This window comes from Quyinboa sediminis, from assembly GCF_042219855.1.
GTDB lineage: Bacteria > Bacteroidota > Bacteroidia > Bacteroidales > UBA5342 > JBHJHP01.
Genome location: NZ_JBHJHP010000001.1, coordinates 150759 through 168270, shown reverse-complemented (window position 1 = coordinate 168270; position 17512 = coordinate 150759). Strand labels below are relative to the sequence as shown.

General features: G+C 39.7%; 15 protein-coding genes. 2 read left to right on the top strand and 13 right to left on the bottom strand.

What is annotated here, in order from left to right; genetic code table 11:
• Positions 1 to 5 precede the first annotated feature (5 nt).
• From ACE1EF_RS00825 to ileS, 4 genes are all read right to left on the bottom strand, one after another.
• Entirely contained in the window at positions 6 to 848 is an 843-nt protein-coding gene (locus ACE1EF_RS00825; protein WP_375718699.1) for a DUF4296 domain-containing protein, read from the bottom strand.
• A complete protein-coding gene (locus ACE1EF_RS00820; RefSeq protein WP_375718698.1) occupies positions 848 to 1402 on the bottom strand; it encodes a signal peptidase II in 555 nt (184 codons plus the stop codon). The genes ACE1EF_RS00825 and ACE1EF_RS00820 overlap by 1 nt, the downstream gene beginning before the upstream one ends.
• 73 nt (positions 1403 to 1475) lie before the next feature.
• Positions 1476 to 1850 carry a TraR/DksA family transcriptional regulator gene (locus tag ACE1EF_RS00815; RefSeq protein WP_375718697.1) on the bottom strand — a complete coding sequence of 125 codons (375 nt, stop codon included), beginning with the start codon at positions 1848 to 1850 and terminating at the stop codon, positions 1476 to 1478.
• Between the two features lie 41 nt (positions 1851 to 1891).
• Positions 1892 to 5329: an isoleucine--tRNA ligase gene (ileS, locus tag ACE1EF_RS00810; RefSeq protein WP_375718696.1), complete on the bottom strand. Its 3438-nt coding sequence runs from the start codon at positions 5327 to 5329 to the stop codon at positions 1892 to 1894.
• A 315-nt stretch (positions 5330 to 5644) separates the two neighbouring features.
• On the opposite strand from ileS, the gene ACE1EF_RS00805 reads away from it, so the two are divergent.
• Positions 5645 to 6646, top strand: coding sequence for a glycoside hydrolase family 43 protein (locus ACE1EF_RS00805; RefSeq protein WP_375718695.1), 1002 nt, complete (start codon positions 5645 to 5647; stop codon positions 6644 to 6646).
• A gap of 427 nt (positions 6647 to 7073) precedes the next feature.
• Here the strand turns inward: ACE1EF_RS00805 and ACE1EF_RS00800 are convergent, their stop codons facing one another.
• Complete coding sequence (locus ACE1EF_RS00800) at positions 7074 to 8207, bottom strand: DUF6051 family protein (RefSeq protein ID WP_375718694.1); 1134 nt, start codon at positions 8205 to 8207, stop codon at positions 7074 to 7076.
• Between the two features lie 193 nt (positions 8208 to 8400).
• Between ACE1EF_RS00800 and ACE1EF_RS00795 the strand changes: the two genes are divergently transcribed.
• A complete protein-coding gene (locus ACE1EF_RS00795; protein WP_375718693.1) occupies positions 8401 to 9240 on the top strand; it encodes a LytR/AlgR family response regulator transcription factor in 840 nt (279 codons plus the stop codon).
• Between the two features lie 193 nt (positions 9241 to 9433).
• On the opposite strand, the gene ACE1EF_RS00790 is transcribed toward ACE1EF_RS00795, so the two are convergent.
• The 8 genes from ACE1EF_RS00790 to ACE1EF_RS00755 all read right to left on the bottom strand — a co-directional run bounded on the left by ACE1EF_RS00790 (position 9434) and on the right by ACE1EF_RS00755 (position 17295).
• The gene (locus ACE1EF_RS00790) at positions 9434 to 10060 is read right to left on the bottom strand and encodes a hypothetical protein (RefSeq protein WP_375718692.1); all 627 of its coding nucleotides are present in this window, start codon (positions 10058 to 10060) and stop codon (positions 9434 to 9436) included.
• Positions 10061 to 10253: 193 nt separating this feature from the next.
• On the bottom strand, positions 10254 to 11369 hold the full coding sequence (locus tag ACE1EF_RS00785) for an ABC transporter permease (protein WP_375718691.1): 1116 nt from the start codon (positions 11367 to 11369) through the stop codon (positions 10254 to 10256).
• Positions 11369 to 12475, bottom strand: a complete 1107-nt coding sequence (locus tag ACE1EF_RS00780) for an ABC transporter permease (RefSeq protein ID WP_375718690.1) — start codon at positions 12473 to 12475, stop codon at positions 11369 to 11371. The genes ACE1EF_RS00785 and ACE1EF_RS00780 overlap by 1 nt, the downstream gene beginning before the upstream one ends.
• A 325-nt stretch (positions 12476 to 12800) precedes the next feature.
• Entirely contained in the window at positions 12801 to 13547 is a 747-nt protein-coding gene (locus ACE1EF_RS00775) for an ABC transporter ATP-binding protein (RefSeq protein WP_375718689.1), read from the bottom strand.
• Positions 13540 to 14445 carry an ABC transporter ATP-binding protein gene (locus ACE1EF_RS00770; RefSeq protein ID WP_375718688.1) on the bottom strand — a complete coding sequence of 302 codons (906 nt, stop codon included), beginning with the start codon at positions 14443 to 14445 and terminating at the stop codon, positions 13540 to 13542. Before ACE1EF_RS00770 ends, ACE1EF_RS00775 begins: the two co-directional genes overlap by 8 nt.
• Before the next feature lie 63 nt (positions 14446 to 14508).
• Positions 14509 to 15411 (bottom strand): HlyD family secretion protein, encoded by a 903-nt coding sequence (locus tag ACE1EF_RS00765; RefSeq protein ID WP_375718687.1) that lies wholly within the window; start codon positions 15409 to 15411, stop codon positions 14509 to 14511.
• Positions 15401 to 16693 (bottom strand): TolC family protein, encoded by a 1293-nt coding sequence (locus ACE1EF_RS00760; protein WP_375718686.1) that lies wholly within the window; start codon positions 16691 to 16693, stop codon positions 15401 to 15403. Before ACE1EF_RS00760 ends, ACE1EF_RS00765 begins: the two co-directional genes overlap by 11 nt.
• Positions 16694 to 16695: 2 nt before the next feature.
• A complete protein-coding gene (locus ACE1EF_RS00755; RefSeq protein ID WP_375718685.1) occupies positions 16696 to 17295 on the bottom strand; it encodes a TetR/AcrR family transcriptional regulator in 600 nt (199 codons plus the stop codon).
• Between the last annotated feature and the right edge of the window lie 217 nt (positions 17296 to 17512).

Sequence of the window (17512 nt, the reverse complement as noted above, 5' to 3'; positions counted from 1 at the left end):
AACCTTTAGGGTAAAAATTTATCAGGAAGCTGTTTAGCAGGATCATCGGGATCTGTTAACTCGTACAGACGGATATTCTTTATAATAGCGCTTTTACGGACAATTGTCGAATCCTGATCCAAAAACATGATGTTTAGCTTTTGAGGTGGCAGAGAATCTGATAAATTCAGGTATAAATTACAGGAGACGACTGAATCCTTATATAAGAAGCAGGTATCCGATAATATGGAATCTCCCATTACAGAATCGGTGAGGTATTCCACCTGAAAAACGGTTCTGGGATTGAGTGAAGAATCGTTCTGGAATAATCTTATATCAGCTTTAAGCAAGAACCCCTTGTGTGGCACAGAGTCGGCATATACTCTATCATAGTCACCCTTCCAGTTTGTCACCTCGCTAACGGTAATCTCGCGATCACCCCACCAGAACTCTTTCAGTAAGGAATCTCTTAATATCGTATCTTCCGGAAACTCTTTAAGAACATTCATGGTCTTATACAGGTAACTTTTATTGTACTGTCCTGCCTTAACCATGGATTCCCGCATCATCAGTTCCTGTATCACCTTGTCGTAAAGAATTTCATACTGACGGGTATGCTTTGAATAGTAGTGCATGGTTGAATCAAACCTGGCCCTTTCTATACCGCTGGCCTCTATAACAACCTCTATGGCTTTATTCCGTTCACCACTGGTAGCAAATTGTCTTAAACTGGTATTGGTAATACCTTCGGCATAGTGTATATCGGCAAGAAGCTCCACAAGTTTGTCCTGCGGAATGATATATGTATTTCTTTTACATCCCGGAATTAAAATTAAAAGCAGCAGTATGTGCAGAAATACACGGATCATTAAAGTTTATTTTCCTTAAAGAAACGCCTTTGAAAAATTAACATATATCCAATTCCAATCGTAATGGATGAGTCCGCCACATTGAAAATCGGTGCAAAAAATTCAAAATACTTACCACCGATAAAAGGAATCCATTTAGGCCAGAAGAAATGAAACAGATTAAAGTGAAACATATCCACAACCCTGCCGTGAAGTATTGGGGCATAATCAAAAATAACCCCGTAAAAAACACTGTCAATGATATTTCCCAGTGCACCGGCAAGAATCATGGAAAAACCAACAATAACGCCGGTTTTCACATCTTTTCTTATCATTTTGACCAGAAAAACAGCAATCACCACACTGGCAATTAAACGGAAGATTGTAAGAAAATACTTCCCTCCTTTTCCCGGAAGTTCAATTCCAAAAGCCATACCGTTATTTTCGGTATAATCAATAAATGGTAAAGTATGAATCCAGGACAGCGGTTGTGTTTTAACGACGATTTTAATAATCTGATCGAAAATAAGGATAAGCAGAATAAGAGAAAGTGAAATCCACCCTTTTTTTGACATTGTTTCTTTTTTAACAAAAATGAAGGGTCATAATGACCCTCCAAAAATCAATTAATACTATTTCATTGTGTATTTACTGTCCCTGTTTGGCTTCGATAGACAGCGTAGCATGCGGAACAGCACGTAATCTTTCTTTCGGTATGAGCTTGCCTGTTACACGGCAAATTCCATATGTTTTATTTTCTATTCTAACCAATGCACCTTCAAGATGCTGAATGAATTTCAACTGGCGCTGTGCAAGTCTTCCTGACTCTTCCTTACTTAAAACAGCAGCACCTTCTTCCAGCACTTTAAACGTTGGAGAAGTATCCTGGGTATCATTATCATCACTGTGAGTAATGTTGGCCTTTAAAAGATCATAATCTCTTTTAGCTTTCTCCAGTTTTTCAAGGATAATTTGCTTAAATTCAGCAAGTTCCTCGTCCGAGTATCTAGTTTTTTCAGCCATAAGATTAAATTTTCACCAAAGTATAATTTATTTTGTTAATATCAAAGTTGTTTCACAATTTTAATCACTGTCTCCACTCCTTTATCTATCTCTACTTCCCGCGCATCTTCAAGGGTTTCAACAGGAACCAATTCTATACTGGTAGCCAGTGTCTGGGAGGCAATATATTGTTTATGAGCCATAACCGCTGAATCTATTTCCATATGACTTCCAATAAAAAGGTTGATCTTATCTGTCACCTCAAGACCGGATTCTTTCCGGATATTCTGTATGCGGTTCACAAATTCCCTGGCTATACCTTCCTGCTTCAGCTCATCTGTAACTGTAACGTCAAGAGCAACGGTATATTTTCCTTCTGTTGCAACCAACCATCCCGGTATATCCTCACTCAGGATTTCAACATCATCCATGGATAGCTCAACAGGCTGACGGTCAATTTCAATGTGTTTCCCCTCATTTTTTTCAAACTCTGCAATGTCTTCCTGGCTCATTGCATTAATAACGGCAGAAATCTGCTTCATCTGTTTTCCGTACTTCGGACCAAGTGTTTTAAAATTCGGTTTAATCTTTTTTACCAGTATTCCTGCAGTTTCATGAAGATATTCAACTTCCTTTACATTCACCTCATTAAGTACAAGATCCTTAATTTTTTCAAACTGATCCACAAATGAACTGTCTAATACAGGAAGCATCAGTTTGTTCAAAGGTTGACGCACTTTGATATTCACTTTACGCCTTAAACCAAGAACCATTGACGAAACAGTCTGTGCAATTGCCATACGTTCTTCCAGTGCTTTGTCAATCAATGCCTCATTATAATCAGGAAATATTGTAAGATGAACCGATTGCGACCGGTCAATTCCGGTTACCTTATTTAAATCCAGGAATAAGCGGTCCATAAAGAACGGTGCTATTGGTGCCGAGATTTTTGCTATTGTATCCAGACACATAAATAGGGTCTGATATGCTGCCACTTTATCGGTATCATAATCACCGCCCCAATACCGCTTACGGTTCAGACGCACATACCAGTTACTCAGATTTTCAGTCACAAACTCCTGAATAGCACGTCCGGCACGGGTTGGCTCATAATTTTCATAATGATCACGAACTTCTTTGACCAATGAATTTAAAAGCGAAATGATCCAGCGGTCAATTTCAGGTCGTTCGTTTACAGGAATCAGTTCTTCCTGGTGCGAAAAACCATCAACATTAGCATATAAAGAAAAGAATGAGTAGGTGTTATACAATGTTCCGAAGAACTTACGCTTCACCTCTTCCACCCCGTCTAAATCAAATTTCAGGTTGTCCCATGGCTGTGCGTTGGTAACCATATACCAGCGCAAAGGATCGGCTCCCTGTCCTTCGAGAACTTCAAACGGATCCACACCATTACCCAGACGTTTCGACATTTTATTGCCGTTTTTGTCAAGTACCAGTCCATTGGATATGATATTTTTATAAGCCACTGAATCGAACAGCATGGTAGCTATTGCATGCAGAGTAAAAAACCATCCGCGGGTCTGATCCACACCTTCGGCAATAAAATCTGCCGGATAAAGCTGACTGAATTCGTCTTTGTGTTCAAAGGGATAGTGCTGCTGTGCATAAGGCATGGCACCTGAATCGAACCATACATCGATAAGATCGGACTCACGACGCATTGGCTTTCCGCCAGGTGATACCAGTACAATATCATCCACAATGTGCCGGTGCAAATCTATTTTTTCGTAATTGTCTTTTGCGTTATTGCCAACTTCAAAACCGGCGAATGGATTGGCCGGCATCAGACCTGCCTTCACAGACTTTTCGATTTCATTGTACAATTCTTCCACGGAGCCGATACACAGCTCTTCCGAAGCATCTTCCGTCCGCCAGATCGGCAATGGAGTTCCCCAGTAACGCGAACGTGACAGGTTCCAGTCTACCAGGTTTTCAAGCCATTTTCCGAAACGGCCTGTCCCGGTTGATTCCGGCTTCCAGTTGATGGTCTTATTCAGTTCAATCATCCGCTCACGAACTGCCGTTGTTTTTATAAACCAGCTATCCAGAGGATAATACAATACCGGTTTATCGGTTCGCCAGCAATGCGGATAATTATGCACGTGTTTCTCAATCTTGAAAGCTTTATTATTCAGCTTCAGCATCACAGCCAGATCCACATCCAGCGATGCTGCATCTTCAGGAATGGATTCATCGTATGCATTTTTCACGAACCGACCGGCATATTCACCATAGAAGGCTTTATCCACATATTGATCCACAAACGCAGGATCCAGATCTTCCAGTTTATAGAATTTACCGGTCTTATCCACCATAGGCTGACGCATACCGTCTTTGTCTATCAGGATAAGGGGCGGAATACCGGCCTGTTTGGCCACCCGGTCGTCATCCGCACCAAAGGTTGGCGCAATGTGTACGATACCTGTACCATCTTCGGTGGTTACATAATCGCCCGGAATAACTTTAAATGCTTCCTTTTCAGGCTTTACAAACGGAATAAGTTGTTCGTAAGATACGCCGGTCAGTTCTGTTCCTTTGTAATGATCCAGAATAACATATGGTATCTTCTTATCCCCTTCTTTGTACGCATTAAAATCAAGTTCCGCACCTTCCGGTGAGAAATAAGCCTTTACCAGATCTTTAGCCAGGATTACCGTAATCGGTTCACTGCTGTAAGGATTATATGTTTTTACTTTAACATATTCAATTTTGGGTCCGACAGCCAATGCTGTATTCGACGGAAGCGTCCAGGGTGTAGTCGTCCATGCCAGGAAAAATAAATCGCCATCCACATCTTTAAAGAGAAAGTCGGATGCTTCATTCCGGGTCACCTTAAACTGAGCTGTACAGGTTGTATCCTTCACATCGCGGTAACATCCCGGCTGGTTCAGCTCGTGTGTGCTTAAACCGGTTCCGGCAGCCGGAGAATAGGGCTGAATGGTATATCCCTTGTACAGCAGACCTTTCTTATACATCTCTTTCAGCAACCACCATAATGTTTCAATGTAACGGTTGTCGTAAGTAATGTACGGATCATCCATATTGACCCAATACCCCATTTTAAGGGTAAGATCCTCCCACATGTTGGTGTATTTCATCACCTCTTTGCGACAGGTATTATTGTATTCTTCAACGGTAATGGTTTTACCTATATCTTCTTTGGTGATGCCAAGGCTTTTTTCCACACTCAACTCCACCGGAAGACCGTGTGTATCCCAACCAGCCTTACGTTTTACCAGAAATCCCTGCTGTGTTTTATAACGACAGAATATATCTTTAATGGTCCGTGAAATAACGTGGTGAATGCCCGGCATACCATTAGCAGACGGCGGCCCTTCATAAAAAACAAAGGTAGGCCTGCCTTCCCGGGTTGACATACTTTTATGAAAAATATCTTTTTCATCCCACTCTTTCAGGACTTCCCTGTTAACCTCTGACAAATTAAGTCCCTTATATTCAGCAAATTTCCTGCTCATACGTCAGTAACTACTCCTTTTATCGGTTCTAAAAAAATTGAGTGCGAATATAGTAAAAAACTTTGGTGAAGAAAAGCAGTTGTGCAGCGCTAAGAGAAGAAATGCACTGCAACCATCTACCCAACACCAGAAATACGCATAAACAACTAAATATCTTGTACTTACAACAAATTTATCAAGCCTTAAAATATGTGAATTAATATCACGCTTTAACCGATCATCATTCAAAGTGCTTAAAGTACTGTTCTGTGTTATAATATTTGGCTTAAGTTTTGTATTTTGGCTCACAATATTAACAACAGATAAAGATTAATTATGAATAACCTTAAGTATTCCGGCACACTGATCCTGTTCGTGCTGTTTTCAATTCACACGTTTTCACAAGGTGTAAAATATGATAATCCTATTGCTGAACAAAGGGCAGATCCATGGGTCATTAAGTCCGACGACGGCACCTATTTTATGACTGCCACCGTACCGGAGTATGACCGGATCATCATTCGTAAAGCAAGCACCATAAACGGACTTAAAACTGCCGAAGAAAAAGAGATTTGGCACAAACATGAAACCGGAGTAATGGGGCATCATATCTGGGCACCCGAACTGCACCGGATCGATGGGAAATGGTATATCTACTTTGCTGCAGGCGAAGCTGAAAACATCTGGAACATACGAATGTGGGTGTTATCAAATGCTTCAGATGATCCAACAACAGGCGAATGGAAGGAAGAAGGCCGGATTAAAACTGAAAGGGAATCATTTTCACTGGATGCCACAACATTTGAGCATAAAGGTAAAAACTATCTGATATGGGCACAAAGTGTGAGGCGTGGTGACAACACCGGCTTACTGATTTCAGAAATGAAAAATCCTACAACCCTGACCGGTCCTGAAGTTGTGATTACCGAACCGGAGTTTGACTGGGAAAGAGTAAAATACCATGTAAACGAAGGACCAGCAGTGATTAAAAGAAACGGAAAAATTTTTGTCAGCTATTCTGCCAGTGCTACCAACGATAATTACTGCATGGGTCTTTTATGGATTGATGAAAATGATGACCTTTTGGTAGAATCCAATTGGCATAAGTCACCAGGACCTGTGTTTTTTACCAATGAGGATCTGAAACGCTACGGTCCCGGACATAACTGTTTTACTGTTGCCGAAGACGGAAAGACCGATGTCATGATCTACCACGCACGTGATTATAAGGAAATACAGGGACATGAACTATCTGACCCGAACCGTGCCATGCGTGCAAGACCTATTCGCTGGACAAGAAGCGGATTTCCTGATTTTATGCAGAAAACGGGGGATTAATTTAAACCGGATCAGTTTGAAAGGTTGTAAGATCATATGAGGGTTTTTAACACCCTACTTCGATAAACTCAGTAACCCTCTCCTTTCGCAAGCTTAGGATTCATCCAGTTGATACTTTTGGACGCATCAATCCCGACATTTTATGTCGGGACTTCACCCTTCACAGCGGCTTACGCACGATTTAAAAATAATTGATTATAAGGGTCAAAGATTAATAACTCCAGGTAGATCAACAAAGTGAGTGCCATCCGTAATTACTGAAGAATTATAAATGAACTTTCCTGATATAGGTCAACCTAAATAATAAGTAATTAACGTCTGATTTCAAAGTAAGTCTTACACATTGGTTCTTGAATCTTGTGTCTAAAAAACAAGGCGGTACGTTTAAACGGATTTAAATACTATAATACCCGGACATCAAATCTTCTTATGACAGGAATCCTGCTGCCTGATCCATTATTATATGAAAGGTTTTATTTATTCTCCCGGAGAATTCATTATTCACCACCGGAAAAGGATTTTCATGCGAATAATGATAATCAGGATTCAGAAACGAAACTCTGCATCCCTTCAATGTCCTTTTAATTGAATCTGCTGGAATAACTTTGTCCTTTAACAATCCTAACACCTGAATCTGATCCTTTATCCTGGAAAACACATCTTTCTTTATCCGGTTCAGTCTGTCCAGACTGGTCATACTATAAAAGCTTTCACCCAGTTGCGTATCCTTTAAAATCTGCCGGACAGTTTTATTTTCACTTCTGTTTTCATCTATGGCTTCTCCGTAATAATTTATAACCCGGTCGAATGCCACACTGTCCATAATATATTTTGAAACGCCATCCATCCGGTTAAACACAGAACCACCACAAAACATAAACAGTTTTGATGCATCGAATATACCATTCGGATTGGTCAGAAATAAAATCTGGGACAGGAAAGCTCCAATACTGTAACTAAAGAAATCGATACTTGTTTCAGGATGAAATAATGGATCATTGCCTGATTTTATATCGGTTATCAGCTTCATGATGTCCATGGCACTCTGATATCCGGATAACATAAACCGCTCAGGATGTGTGGTTAGACGTTCACTTAATGCCAGGTTTGCAAAAGAAGCCATTTTCACATCACTGAACTTCTGCTTTCTGGATTCCAGCTTTTCCATGAGGCTTCTGGGGTTGATCCACTCTTTTGGCGATCGCCCCATATGAAAACTGATCGGAAACAGGATTACATCCTTTCCTGTTTTTTCTGCCAGGACAAAAGCCCAGGAAAGATACTTATCCCAGTCGCGTTCATTCAATCCATGCAGTAATACGATAACACCACCGGATCGATCACTATGTTTAAAAACCGGATAGGTAAAATGATCATTTTCAGGGATCTGCCCGTCAGAAATGTTATAAAAACTGTCAGATTGGTCGATACTGAATAGTTCCCGACGGGCAGATATAAAGTCGCGTTCTGTAATGGAAAGAGAAGATCCGGAGAAGGGCTTTGCCGCTGCATTGCTCATCCGGGCAGAACGCATCATATGTTGCATTTCGTTGTAGTCCACTTCCTGGTTTTTGTGCAAAGCAAAATAAGATTTCCGGCATCAGAAAGTAAATGTTACAGCTGGCTTAAAGCAGGGGCAGAATGCCATATTCAGGGGTGAAAATTGAAATATTGGGGTGAAATTTTCAGGCTGAAAATAAAGAAAAATTGATAATCGGCAGGGATTCTCTATTTTTGTATATCAATTTACAAGCATGGCAGATTTAAATCAACCCATACCACGTTATTTAGTCCTGAAACAAAATATTGTTAAGCTGATCCTTTTCACCGCTCTATTTGCCCTGGTATTTATCAATATTTATGCTCCTTTTGGCGTGGAGTACTGGTTTAAGATTGGTAAATGGGGCCTTCTAGCCTATTCAAGTCTTGTTATTCTTACCGGCGTACTGGTTGTGGTCGTAAGCCGGATTATCATGTATCACTATGCTAAAAGACATCCGGTAAAACTTTGGAGTTACCTGGCCTGGGTTGCAGTTGAAGTCTTCTGTATGGCTCTTTTTTACACTTTGTTTGAAAGCCTTATCCTGAATGACGACCGTTTTTTTATGGATATGTTGAAACTTTCCATACAAAATACAGCCCTGGTCCTTCTGCTCCCTTATTCTGTACTATGGCTCTATTTTTCCTGGCACGATAAAAAACATAAACTGGAGCAACTGGAAAGTGGCAGTTTTAATATGGACCCGGGCAACCTTATCTCTTTTATGGATGAACGCGAAACACTCAGATTATCTGTAAAACAAAGTGATTTACTTTACATTGAATCTGCTGACAATTATGTAAAAGTCTATTACAATGAACACAACAAACCAACTAGTTACCTTCTGCGCAATACATTAAAAAAACTTGAAACAGAACTGCCGGCAGATATTTTCATCAGGTGCCACCGCTCCTACCTGATTAATATGAAACTGATTAACACTATAAAACGTGAAAAGGAAGGTGTTTTTCTGGAACTGGACACAGAGCCTCTGATTCGTATTCCGGTTTCAAGAACCTATATTGATAATGTGATCAGAAGATTTACGAATTAGACACAAGACACAAGAATCAAGATTTTTGTTAAACTTTCTTTCAGTGTGAATAAATTTCGTTTACTAACAAGACAATTTTTATACAAACTACTTACAACAAGATCTATGAATTAATGTCAACTATCATGTTAAAAGAGATTAAGACAGACCCCATATTACGCCCTTGAATTCTATGATAGAATAATCAGACTTCCTATTTGCAATTTTCATTGTAAAATCTTACAATTTCCTCTAAATCTCTTTTTTTAAGTTCTTTATTATCAATTTTCTCACACAATTCAGGACAATCATTTAAAAACTCCTTCAATTCTTTTTTATACCTGTAAAAGTTAGGTTGCATCAAATCGCCATCACCTTTTTGCAAGATATTATCAACAGTGTTCATGGATACACCTCCGTACATACCTCCTGAGGAAGCACCAAATGATCCAGAACTGTTTTGGGATCCATAATATTTAAACAGTTTCAGTTTACCGTCAACTTCCAGCTTTAAAAATAATCTTGGACGAATCGAGAAAGCACCACCCAAATAAAGGTTATTTCTCCTTGATAAAAACCTGATTTCTTTACCTTTATACATAAATCTAAATTCCTCAGCATTTTCAGGTCTCAGTATTTTTTTTGTGCCATCAACATCAAAATACTTCACTTTTTTCTGTAGTTTCTCGTAACTAATTTGAGTGGACAGGAATCCTTTTGGAATTTTAAACATTACAGTGGATGTATCACTTCCTGTAATAATCTTTCCTTTTAAATTTTTAGCATTAATCTGAATCGCAAATACAACAATCAGCGTAAGTAACAAGTAAATCTTTTTCATAACAAGGTAATTAATTCAATTCAACAACTAATAAAGTTCAAACCTTAAAGATAATAATTAAAGTTTTCATTTGATACCAGGTAAATTTTTAAATACTGCTATCCGGTTAAAAATAAATATAACCTATAGTTACTTTGCCTCATTTTATTGTGTTTTGAGTCTTATATCTTGCGTCTTGCGTCTTATATCTATTCTACGCTGTTTTCTTAAAGCTTTTCACTGCCACAGACAACATTACAATGCCATATCCGGTAAGGATTACCAGATCCTGCCACAAATCCATAATGCCGGATCCCTTTAATACCACATGCCGCATAATCTTGACAAAATAGAACAAGGGATTAAGGTAGTTGATGTCCTGTGCCCAGTGCGGCATGCTTTCTGCCGGAGTAAAGAGTCCGCTCATCAGAATGAAGACAATAAGGAAGAAAAAACCCATTAAGGCTACCTGCTGCTGTGTTTTACTTATGGTTGAGACCAGTAGTCCCAGGGATAGAATCAGCAACAAATAGGCACTGGCAAAAAGCAACAACACCGGTATGCTTCCGCGAATAGGGATTCTGAATGCCACCCAGGCCACAAACAGACCGAGCAGTAGATCAAAGAGACCGATAATCCAGAACGGTATAAGTTTACCTGCCAGAAACTGCCATTTTTTTATTGGTGTGACATTAATCTGCTCAATGGTCCCGATTTCCCTTTCACGCACAAGGTTAACCCCGGCCAGAAACATACCGATAATGGTGACAAGAACCACCAGAATTCCAGGTGCCATATAATATTTATAATCCAGGACCTCATTGTACCAGAAACGCGGTTTGATTGTTATGGGCATGGTACGCTGAACATCAGCCTGTAAAACCTTAGCCGCTATCTTAGTATTATACCGTTGCAGTATATTTCCGGAGTAAGCATATGTCAGCTCCGCTGCCGTGCCGTTAATGGCATCCACAAGCAACTGTACCTCGCCGTTCATCGAATTATAATAATCCTTTTCAAAATTATTCGGGATCACTAATACAGCATTTGCCTGGTTTTTTAATAGCATGGTTTCCGGGTCCTCCACATCCGGATCAAGCGCCACAATTTTAAAAAACGGGGATCCGGAAAAATCAGAAATCAGTTCGCGGGATAACGTGGAATTATCCCTGTCTACTATCTGCAACTTAATCTCCTTCATCTCGAATGTTGCCGCAAACACAAGGATCATCATCTGTACCACCGGAAGCATAAAAATGATAGGCAACATGGATTTGTTTCTCAATATCTGAAGAAACTCCTTCTGAATAATATATAAGACCGTACGCATTATTCTAACCGTGTTTTAAATTTCTTTACGCTGATCCCAAGTATTACAGCAATCATAAACAAAAGAATGGCTGTCTGTTTCCATACAATCAACAAACCTGCATCCTTTAGCATAACTGCCCTTATAATTTCTATAAACCAGCGGGGCGGGAAAATTTTACTGAGCTGCTGTAGGAAAAACGGCATATTTTCTATTGGAAAAATAAAACCTGATAATAACATGGTTGGCAACATCAATGCGAAAGCAGACAACATCATGGCCAGCAGCTGTTTATCCACAATAGTTGAGATTAACACTCCAAGGCTGAGCGCCACAAGAATATACAATACAACTTCCAGCATCATGAACAGTACACTACCTCGTATCGGGACGCCAAAAATCAGGTTACCCAATAACAATATCATGCCGGCATTCAGAATAGACAAAATCAGATATGGTGTTACTTTCCCCAGAATGATTTGTGATGGTTTTAGGGGTGATGCCAGCAGAATTTCCATGGTCCCCAGTTCTTTCTCTCGTGCTATGGTCACAGAGGTCATCATAGCTGATATCAGCATCAGGATCACAGCAATTATACCAGGAACAAACATATAAGAGCTACTCAGTTCTTCGTTGTAGAACATACGGACTTCAGATTTAATGCCCGGGAGTGATTTTCCCTGCATCAGTTCCGATGACATGTACTCATTAACAATTGCAGTGATATAATTCGTGATGAGGGTCGCCGTATTAGGCTCTGAAGCGTCTGAGATGATTTGCATTTCTGCGTTGCCGTCATGCACTATTTTTTTCCCAAAATCGGGTTCAAATACAATCACAGCTTTTACTATTCCTTTTCTGAACAACTCGTCAAAACCGCTGTCATTTTCCGGTTCTGCCGCAATAGCAAAAAATCCGCTTGAAGCTATTTTATTGGTGATCGCCGTACTGACTTCATCGTGAGCCTGATCCAATACGGCAATTTTCGCATCTTTAATTTCTGTTGTAAGAACAAATCCAAACAGAATCAATTGCACCACCGGAATCCCGAACAGAATGATCATGGTTCGTGGATCACGAAAAATATGCAGAAATTCCTTTTTTACAAATCCTATAAAACGTTTCATCTATTTAAGACTTAAGATATAAGAACCAAGACATAAGACTTAAGATTTTTTGTAATGAATAATGAATAGTGAATAATTATTTTTTGTTAATTGTTAATCATTGTTATCCGGCTAAAAATCAATATTACATACAGATTCTTCGCTTCATTTTACTACGCTCAGAATGACGAGGAATCTTTGAAGCTTTAACCGGACAACAGTAATTCTAAATTCTTCATCATTCATTGTTCATTATTCATCATTCATTGTTCATTCTTCATTGTTCATTCTCCATTGTTCATTATTCATTGTTCATTATTCATTATTCATTATTCATTGTTCATTATTACTCATCATTGTTTTTTCTTAATCGGGCCAGTTTTAAAAATACTTCATCCATATTGGCCGCACTATATTGCTTCATCAGATTCAGTGGTGTATCCAGAGCCACTATCTTCCCATCGACCATTATAGACAGCCGGTCACAGTACTCCGCTTCATCCATATAATGTGTAGTAACAAATACAGTTATGCCACGCGAAGCCGACTCATAAATCATTTCCCAGAACTGCCTCCTTGTAACGGGATCAACTCCTCCGGTTGGCTCATCCAGAAAAACCACCCTGGGTTTATGGAAGATAGCCAGTGAAAAAGCGAGTTTCTGCTTCCATCCCAATGGCAGGTCGGCTATTTTCCGGTCCTTCACTTCCTCCAGGTTCAAGCGTTTTATCAGCTCCGCCTCCCGTTGTTTTCGTTCTTTGACCCGAATACCGTATATGCTGGCGTAAAACCGTATATTTTCGCGAATAGTCATATCTTCATACAAAGAAAACTTCTGACTCATATAACCAATATTCTGCTTTACCTTTTCGGGTTTACGGCTTACATCCACCCCGGCTACCATTACCTCTCCGGATGTGGGTTTTGACAGGCCCGAAAGAATACGAATAGCGGTGGTTTTACCTGCACCATTGGCACCAAGAAAACCAAACACCTCCCCCTGTTTCACTGTAAATGTCAGATTATCGTTGGCTACAAATGATCCAAACTTTTTAACCAGGTTTTTAACCTCGATCACATATTCATCATTCATGTTCAGCCATTTTTTGCATGAATATATCCTCTATTCCGGGCTCCATCTCTTTTAACTCAAAGCCATCATTAATTTTGGATGACAAAGCTGCTGTCAGATCTTCTTCACTCATATGCACTCCGGTTGTCAGATGCAGAAACTGACCAAATGTGTGGACTGATTCAACCTGCTCTATCTCACGGATAAGTTTAAGAGACTGATATAACTTTTGTGTACTGTACTGCCATAACCTGCCATTAAAGCTCTGTTTAAGTCCGGCCGGAGTATCTGTTCCCAAAATAATGCCGTTGTCTATAAGCGCTATCCTGTCACATTGTTCGGCTTCATCCATATATGGTGTGGAAACAAGTATCGTGATGCCAGATTTTTTAAGTCGTTTCAACATATCCCAGAATTCTTTTCTTGAAACCGCGTCCACACCGGTCGTCGGTTCATCCAGAATCAGCACCTCCGGCTTGTGGATCATAGCGCATGAAAGCGCCAGTTTCTGTTTCATTCCTCCTGATAATTTTCCTGCACGCCTGGTCTTAAAAGGTTCAATCTGAACGTATATATCTTTAATCAAATCATAATTTTCCTCAACTGTTGTTCCAAAAACCGTGGCAAAAAACGACAGGTTTTCCTCTACGGTAAGATCCTGGTACAATGAGAACCGACCCGGCATATATCCGGCAATATTCCTTATGATATGATGGTCTTCAACAACATTATGAAACATCATCTCAGCATCTCCCTTATCCGGGAGCAACAGAGTCATTAAAATACGCATCAGAGTCGTCTTTCCTGCACCATCCGGTCCGATAAGGCCAAACAGTTCACCGGTCTGTACCTTTAACGACACATTCTTCAGTGCTTCCGTATCACCGTACGATTTTGATATGTGCTTAACTTCAATCATATTTTTACAATGAAAAATGAATAATGAACAGTGAATAATTTTTCATTATTCATTGTTAACTGTTCACTGAAAATACATTTCTCCGGGCATACCTATTTTTATGGAGCCATCGTTTTTGACCCGCACTTTGGTGGCATATACCTGTTTTACCCTTTCCTTTTTGGTTTGTACCACTTTCGGTGTAAACTCCGCATCCGATGAAATCCAGATTACAGTCCCTTCAAAGTTTTTCATTCCACCATCGGCTGCATCAATTTTTACATTAACCTTTTTGTTCAGCTTTACGGCTTCCATCTGTTGCCCTGAAACATACACACGAAGGTTGATTTCAGAGATATCAGCCAGTTTAAAAAGTGGTTTCCCCGCTGACGCCAGCTCACCTTTTTCCACATAACGCTCCAGAATAGTTCCGGATACGGGTGCGGTTACAGAACAATCGCTGATCTTCTTATCCAGCACGTTAATCTGTGCATCAAAAACCGCAGCCTGTTCATCAATAGAGATTAAATTTGCTTTGTAAACCCCGCGTTGTTTATACAGTACATTCATTCTGTTTTCAATATCATCTTTTTGTTTTTGTGTAGCTGCCCCATCCTTAAACAGGTTCTCAATCCGTTCCCTGTCGGTTTCTGCACCTGAAATATTCTCCTCCAGTACAGACATGTTTGCCCTGACCTGGGCACGATTGGCCAGAACGGAGTTTTTCTGTGCCAAAAGTTGTTTTCGTTGTAGCACAAGGTCTGTTGTATCCACCTGTAACAAAAGATCTCCGGCCTTAACGGTTTCTCCCTCGTCGTGATACATCGCAGTTATTTCCCCGGTGCTTTTAGATGAAACGATGGTTTCCACAGCTTCAAAATTACCGTATGCATCAGCTCTGTCAGCATCCCCGTTACATGATGCCAGTATCATGGAAAATCCTATCATCCATGACAGCATAAATAAATTGCGTATTCTATTTTTCATCACTTTTATTATTATCTTTTTCAGTTCCGGTTAATGTTATGTATTCATATTTGGCTTTCAACAATGCAATTTGATGATTTTCGTTGGTTAGCTTTGCTACAACATAATTGTTCAGATCGCGGATATAATCGGCTGACTTTATTACGCCGTTTTTAAGTTGTGATGCCGAATTATCAGCCACATCTTTTCTCAGTGAGACAAGTTCTTCATCCGTGGCAATAATCCGGTTCAGCTTTTCAATTTCATTCCATTTAGACCGGGTCAGTAAATCCAGCTGATACAGGAAACTTTCCTTCTGATTATCAGCCATTTCTTTTTGCAGTTCAATCTGTTCTTTTTTGCGACTGGTTTCTTTCCAGTCGTAAATCTTCCACTGCAAGCCAACGCCTATGATATACCAATCATCAAAATTATCGTTGAACATATTTAATCCCGGACGACCATACCCGGCCTGTCCGTAACCGTATATTCTTGGTTTGCGCGTATTTTGAAGCAGATCGCTCTGATTATCCAATTGTTCCTTCTGCGCCTCTATTAAATTAAGCTCCGGACGGTTCACCGGTACCGAGGCACTGTCATACAAAGGATCAGCCGGCAAAACCAATACTGTATTTTCATTGAATGACTTTCCGGTTATAAGCGACAGATTATCCAATGAGGCTTTATGCAGGCTTTCCAGTTCTATAATCTGCTGATTCAGCATAACCATTTCGGCCTTCAGGTTATTCAGTTCATTGCTGTTAACTGCTCCGTTATTAACTGCTGACTCCACAACCTTGCTCTGGTCATGCAACACCTGCATCTTCAGATCCAGGATCTTCTTCTGGTTTTGTAAATTCAACGCCGAAAAATAGGCAAGGTTTACATTTCCCTTTACTGCGTAGAGGTTGACTTCCTGCTGTTGCACATCTGCCTCGGTCTTTGCATTTGCTACAGCTTTTTTACTTTTAGCCAGACCACCATCATAGATGGTTTGGGTCACATCGATATAAAGCTTGTACCAGTCCTGTGCCAGCTTAGGCATGGTGAAACCAGGAAGATTAATATTCACACTGGTGACATCACTCTGCCAGGAAACATTTGCTTTAAGTGTGGCTTGTGGCAGATTATCCACACCACTGTTGGCTTCTTCCAGTTCACCGATCCGGAGCAAAACACGCATGTTATCGTACGACGGATGATGGTAATATCCATCCTGATAACATTGTTGCAATGTCACCTGTTGACCAAATAAGGCCACGGGCAAAAACAAAAAGATCAAATAAATCCTTTTTATGAACATGACTATTGTTTTAGTAACATTTGTAATATCATTTTTTTACGGTCTAACAAAAATGCATTCATTTCGTCAGCATTATTTTCAAATAACAGAGGCTTTAAAAGTGGTCTTGCCAGGTAAGGAAAGATGGTTAGCGAAATGAGGTTAACGATAATCTGCCTCGGATCAACATCAGGCAGAACCTTATCATCCCTTAACCCATTTAGTATGACAAGCAACTGTTCAATATCCAGACCCATTTTCTGCAGCCTGCTTTTCATACATTCCGGTTCACGGTTGACTTCGGTAATTAAAAATATAGGCAGGTACGGATTCCTGGAAATAATATTGAAATAATGATCAATGACAGACTCTAATTTTTCACGAATGCCCTTGTCGGAGTTAAAAATTTCAACAAGATTAGGAAAGAAATATTGAAATGCATCCTCAAAAACTGCTTCAAAAAGCTTTTCCTTCGATCTGAAGTAATAATGTAATAACGCTTTGTTTATACCAGCTTCATTGGCTATCTCCTGCATACGGGCACCATACATCCCTTTACATTCAAATACCTTTTTAGCGGCATCAAGTATTTTCTTTTCCGTATTCTGATCTTTTTTAACCATTTAATTTAACTATTTGGTTAAACCATATGGCAAATATAAAATACAATTCTTAAACTACTACATAAATAGTGTTAAAAATTAACCATCTGGTTAAACTTTGAATGTATGAAGCACGGTTTCCTGGTTAAAATATTATATGATTGGGTAAAACCCGTAATCAAAACAAAGGACTTTAGTCCTGTGAATTCATTCCAGATTATTGATTTACAAAAACAAA

What these genes read in the sequence shown, in the direction of transcription:
- ACE1EF_RS00825 (WP_375718699.1), bottom strand. Translation starts at nt 848, where the DNA reads ATGATCCGTGTATTTCTGCACATACTGCTGCTTTTAATTTTAATTCCG.
- ACE1EF_RS00815 (WP_375718697.1), bottom strand. Translation starts at nt 1,850, where the DNA reads ATGGCTGAAAAAACTAGATACTCGGACGAGGAACTTGCTGAATTTAAG.
- ACE1EF_RS00760 (WP_375718686.1), bottom strand. Translation starts at nt 16,693, where the DNA reads ATGTTCATAAAAAGGATTTATTTGATCTTTTTGTTTTTGCCCGTGGCC.
- ACE1EF_RS00780 (WP_375718690.1), bottom strand. Translation starts at nt 12,475, where the DNA reads ATGAAACGTTTTATAGGATTTGTAAAAAAGGAATTTCTGCATATTTTT.
- ACE1EF_RS00785 (WP_375718691.1), bottom strand. Translation starts at nt 11,369, where the DNA reads ATGCGTACGGTCTTATATATTATTCAGAAGGAGTTTCTTCAGATATTG.
- ileS (WP_375718696.1), bottom strand. Translation starts at nt 5,329, where the DNA reads ATGAGCAGGAAATTTGCTGAATATAAGGGACTTAATTTGTCAGAGGTT.
- ACE1EF_RS00820 (WP_375718698.1), bottom strand. Translation starts at nt 1,402, where the DNA reads ATGTCAAAAAAAGGGTGGATTTCACTTTCTCTTATTCTGCTTATCCTT.
- ACE1EF_RS00755 (WP_375718685.1), bottom strand. Translation starts at nt 17,295, where the DNA reads ATGGTTAAAAAAGATCAGAATACGGAAAAGAAAATACTTGATGCCGCT.
- ACE1EF_RS00770 (WP_375718688.1), bottom strand. Translation starts at nt 14,445, where the DNA reads ATGATTGAAGTTAAGCACATATCAAAATCGTACGGTGATACGGAAGCA.
- ACE1EF_RS00775 (WP_375718689.1), bottom strand. Translation starts at nt 13,547, where the DNA reads ATGAATGATGAATATGTGATCGAGGTTAAAAACCTGGTTAAAAAGTTT.
- ACE1EF_RS00795 (WP_375718693.1), top strand. Translation starts at nt 8,401, where the DNA reads ATGGCAGATTTAAATCAACCCATACCACGTTATTTAGTCCTGAAACAA.
- ACE1EF_RS00805 (WP_375718695.1), top strand. Translation starts at nt 5,645, where the DNA reads ATGAATAACCTTAAGTATTCCGGCACACTGATCCTGTTCGTGCTGTTT.
- ACE1EF_RS00790 (WP_375718692.1), bottom strand. Translation starts at nt 10,060, where the DNA reads ATGAAAAAGATTTACTTGTTACTTACGCTGATTGTTGTATTTGCGATT.
- ACE1EF_RS00765 (WP_375718687.1), bottom strand. Translation starts at nt 15,411, where the DNA reads ATGAAAAATAGAATACGCAATTTATTTATGCTGTCATGGATGATAGGA.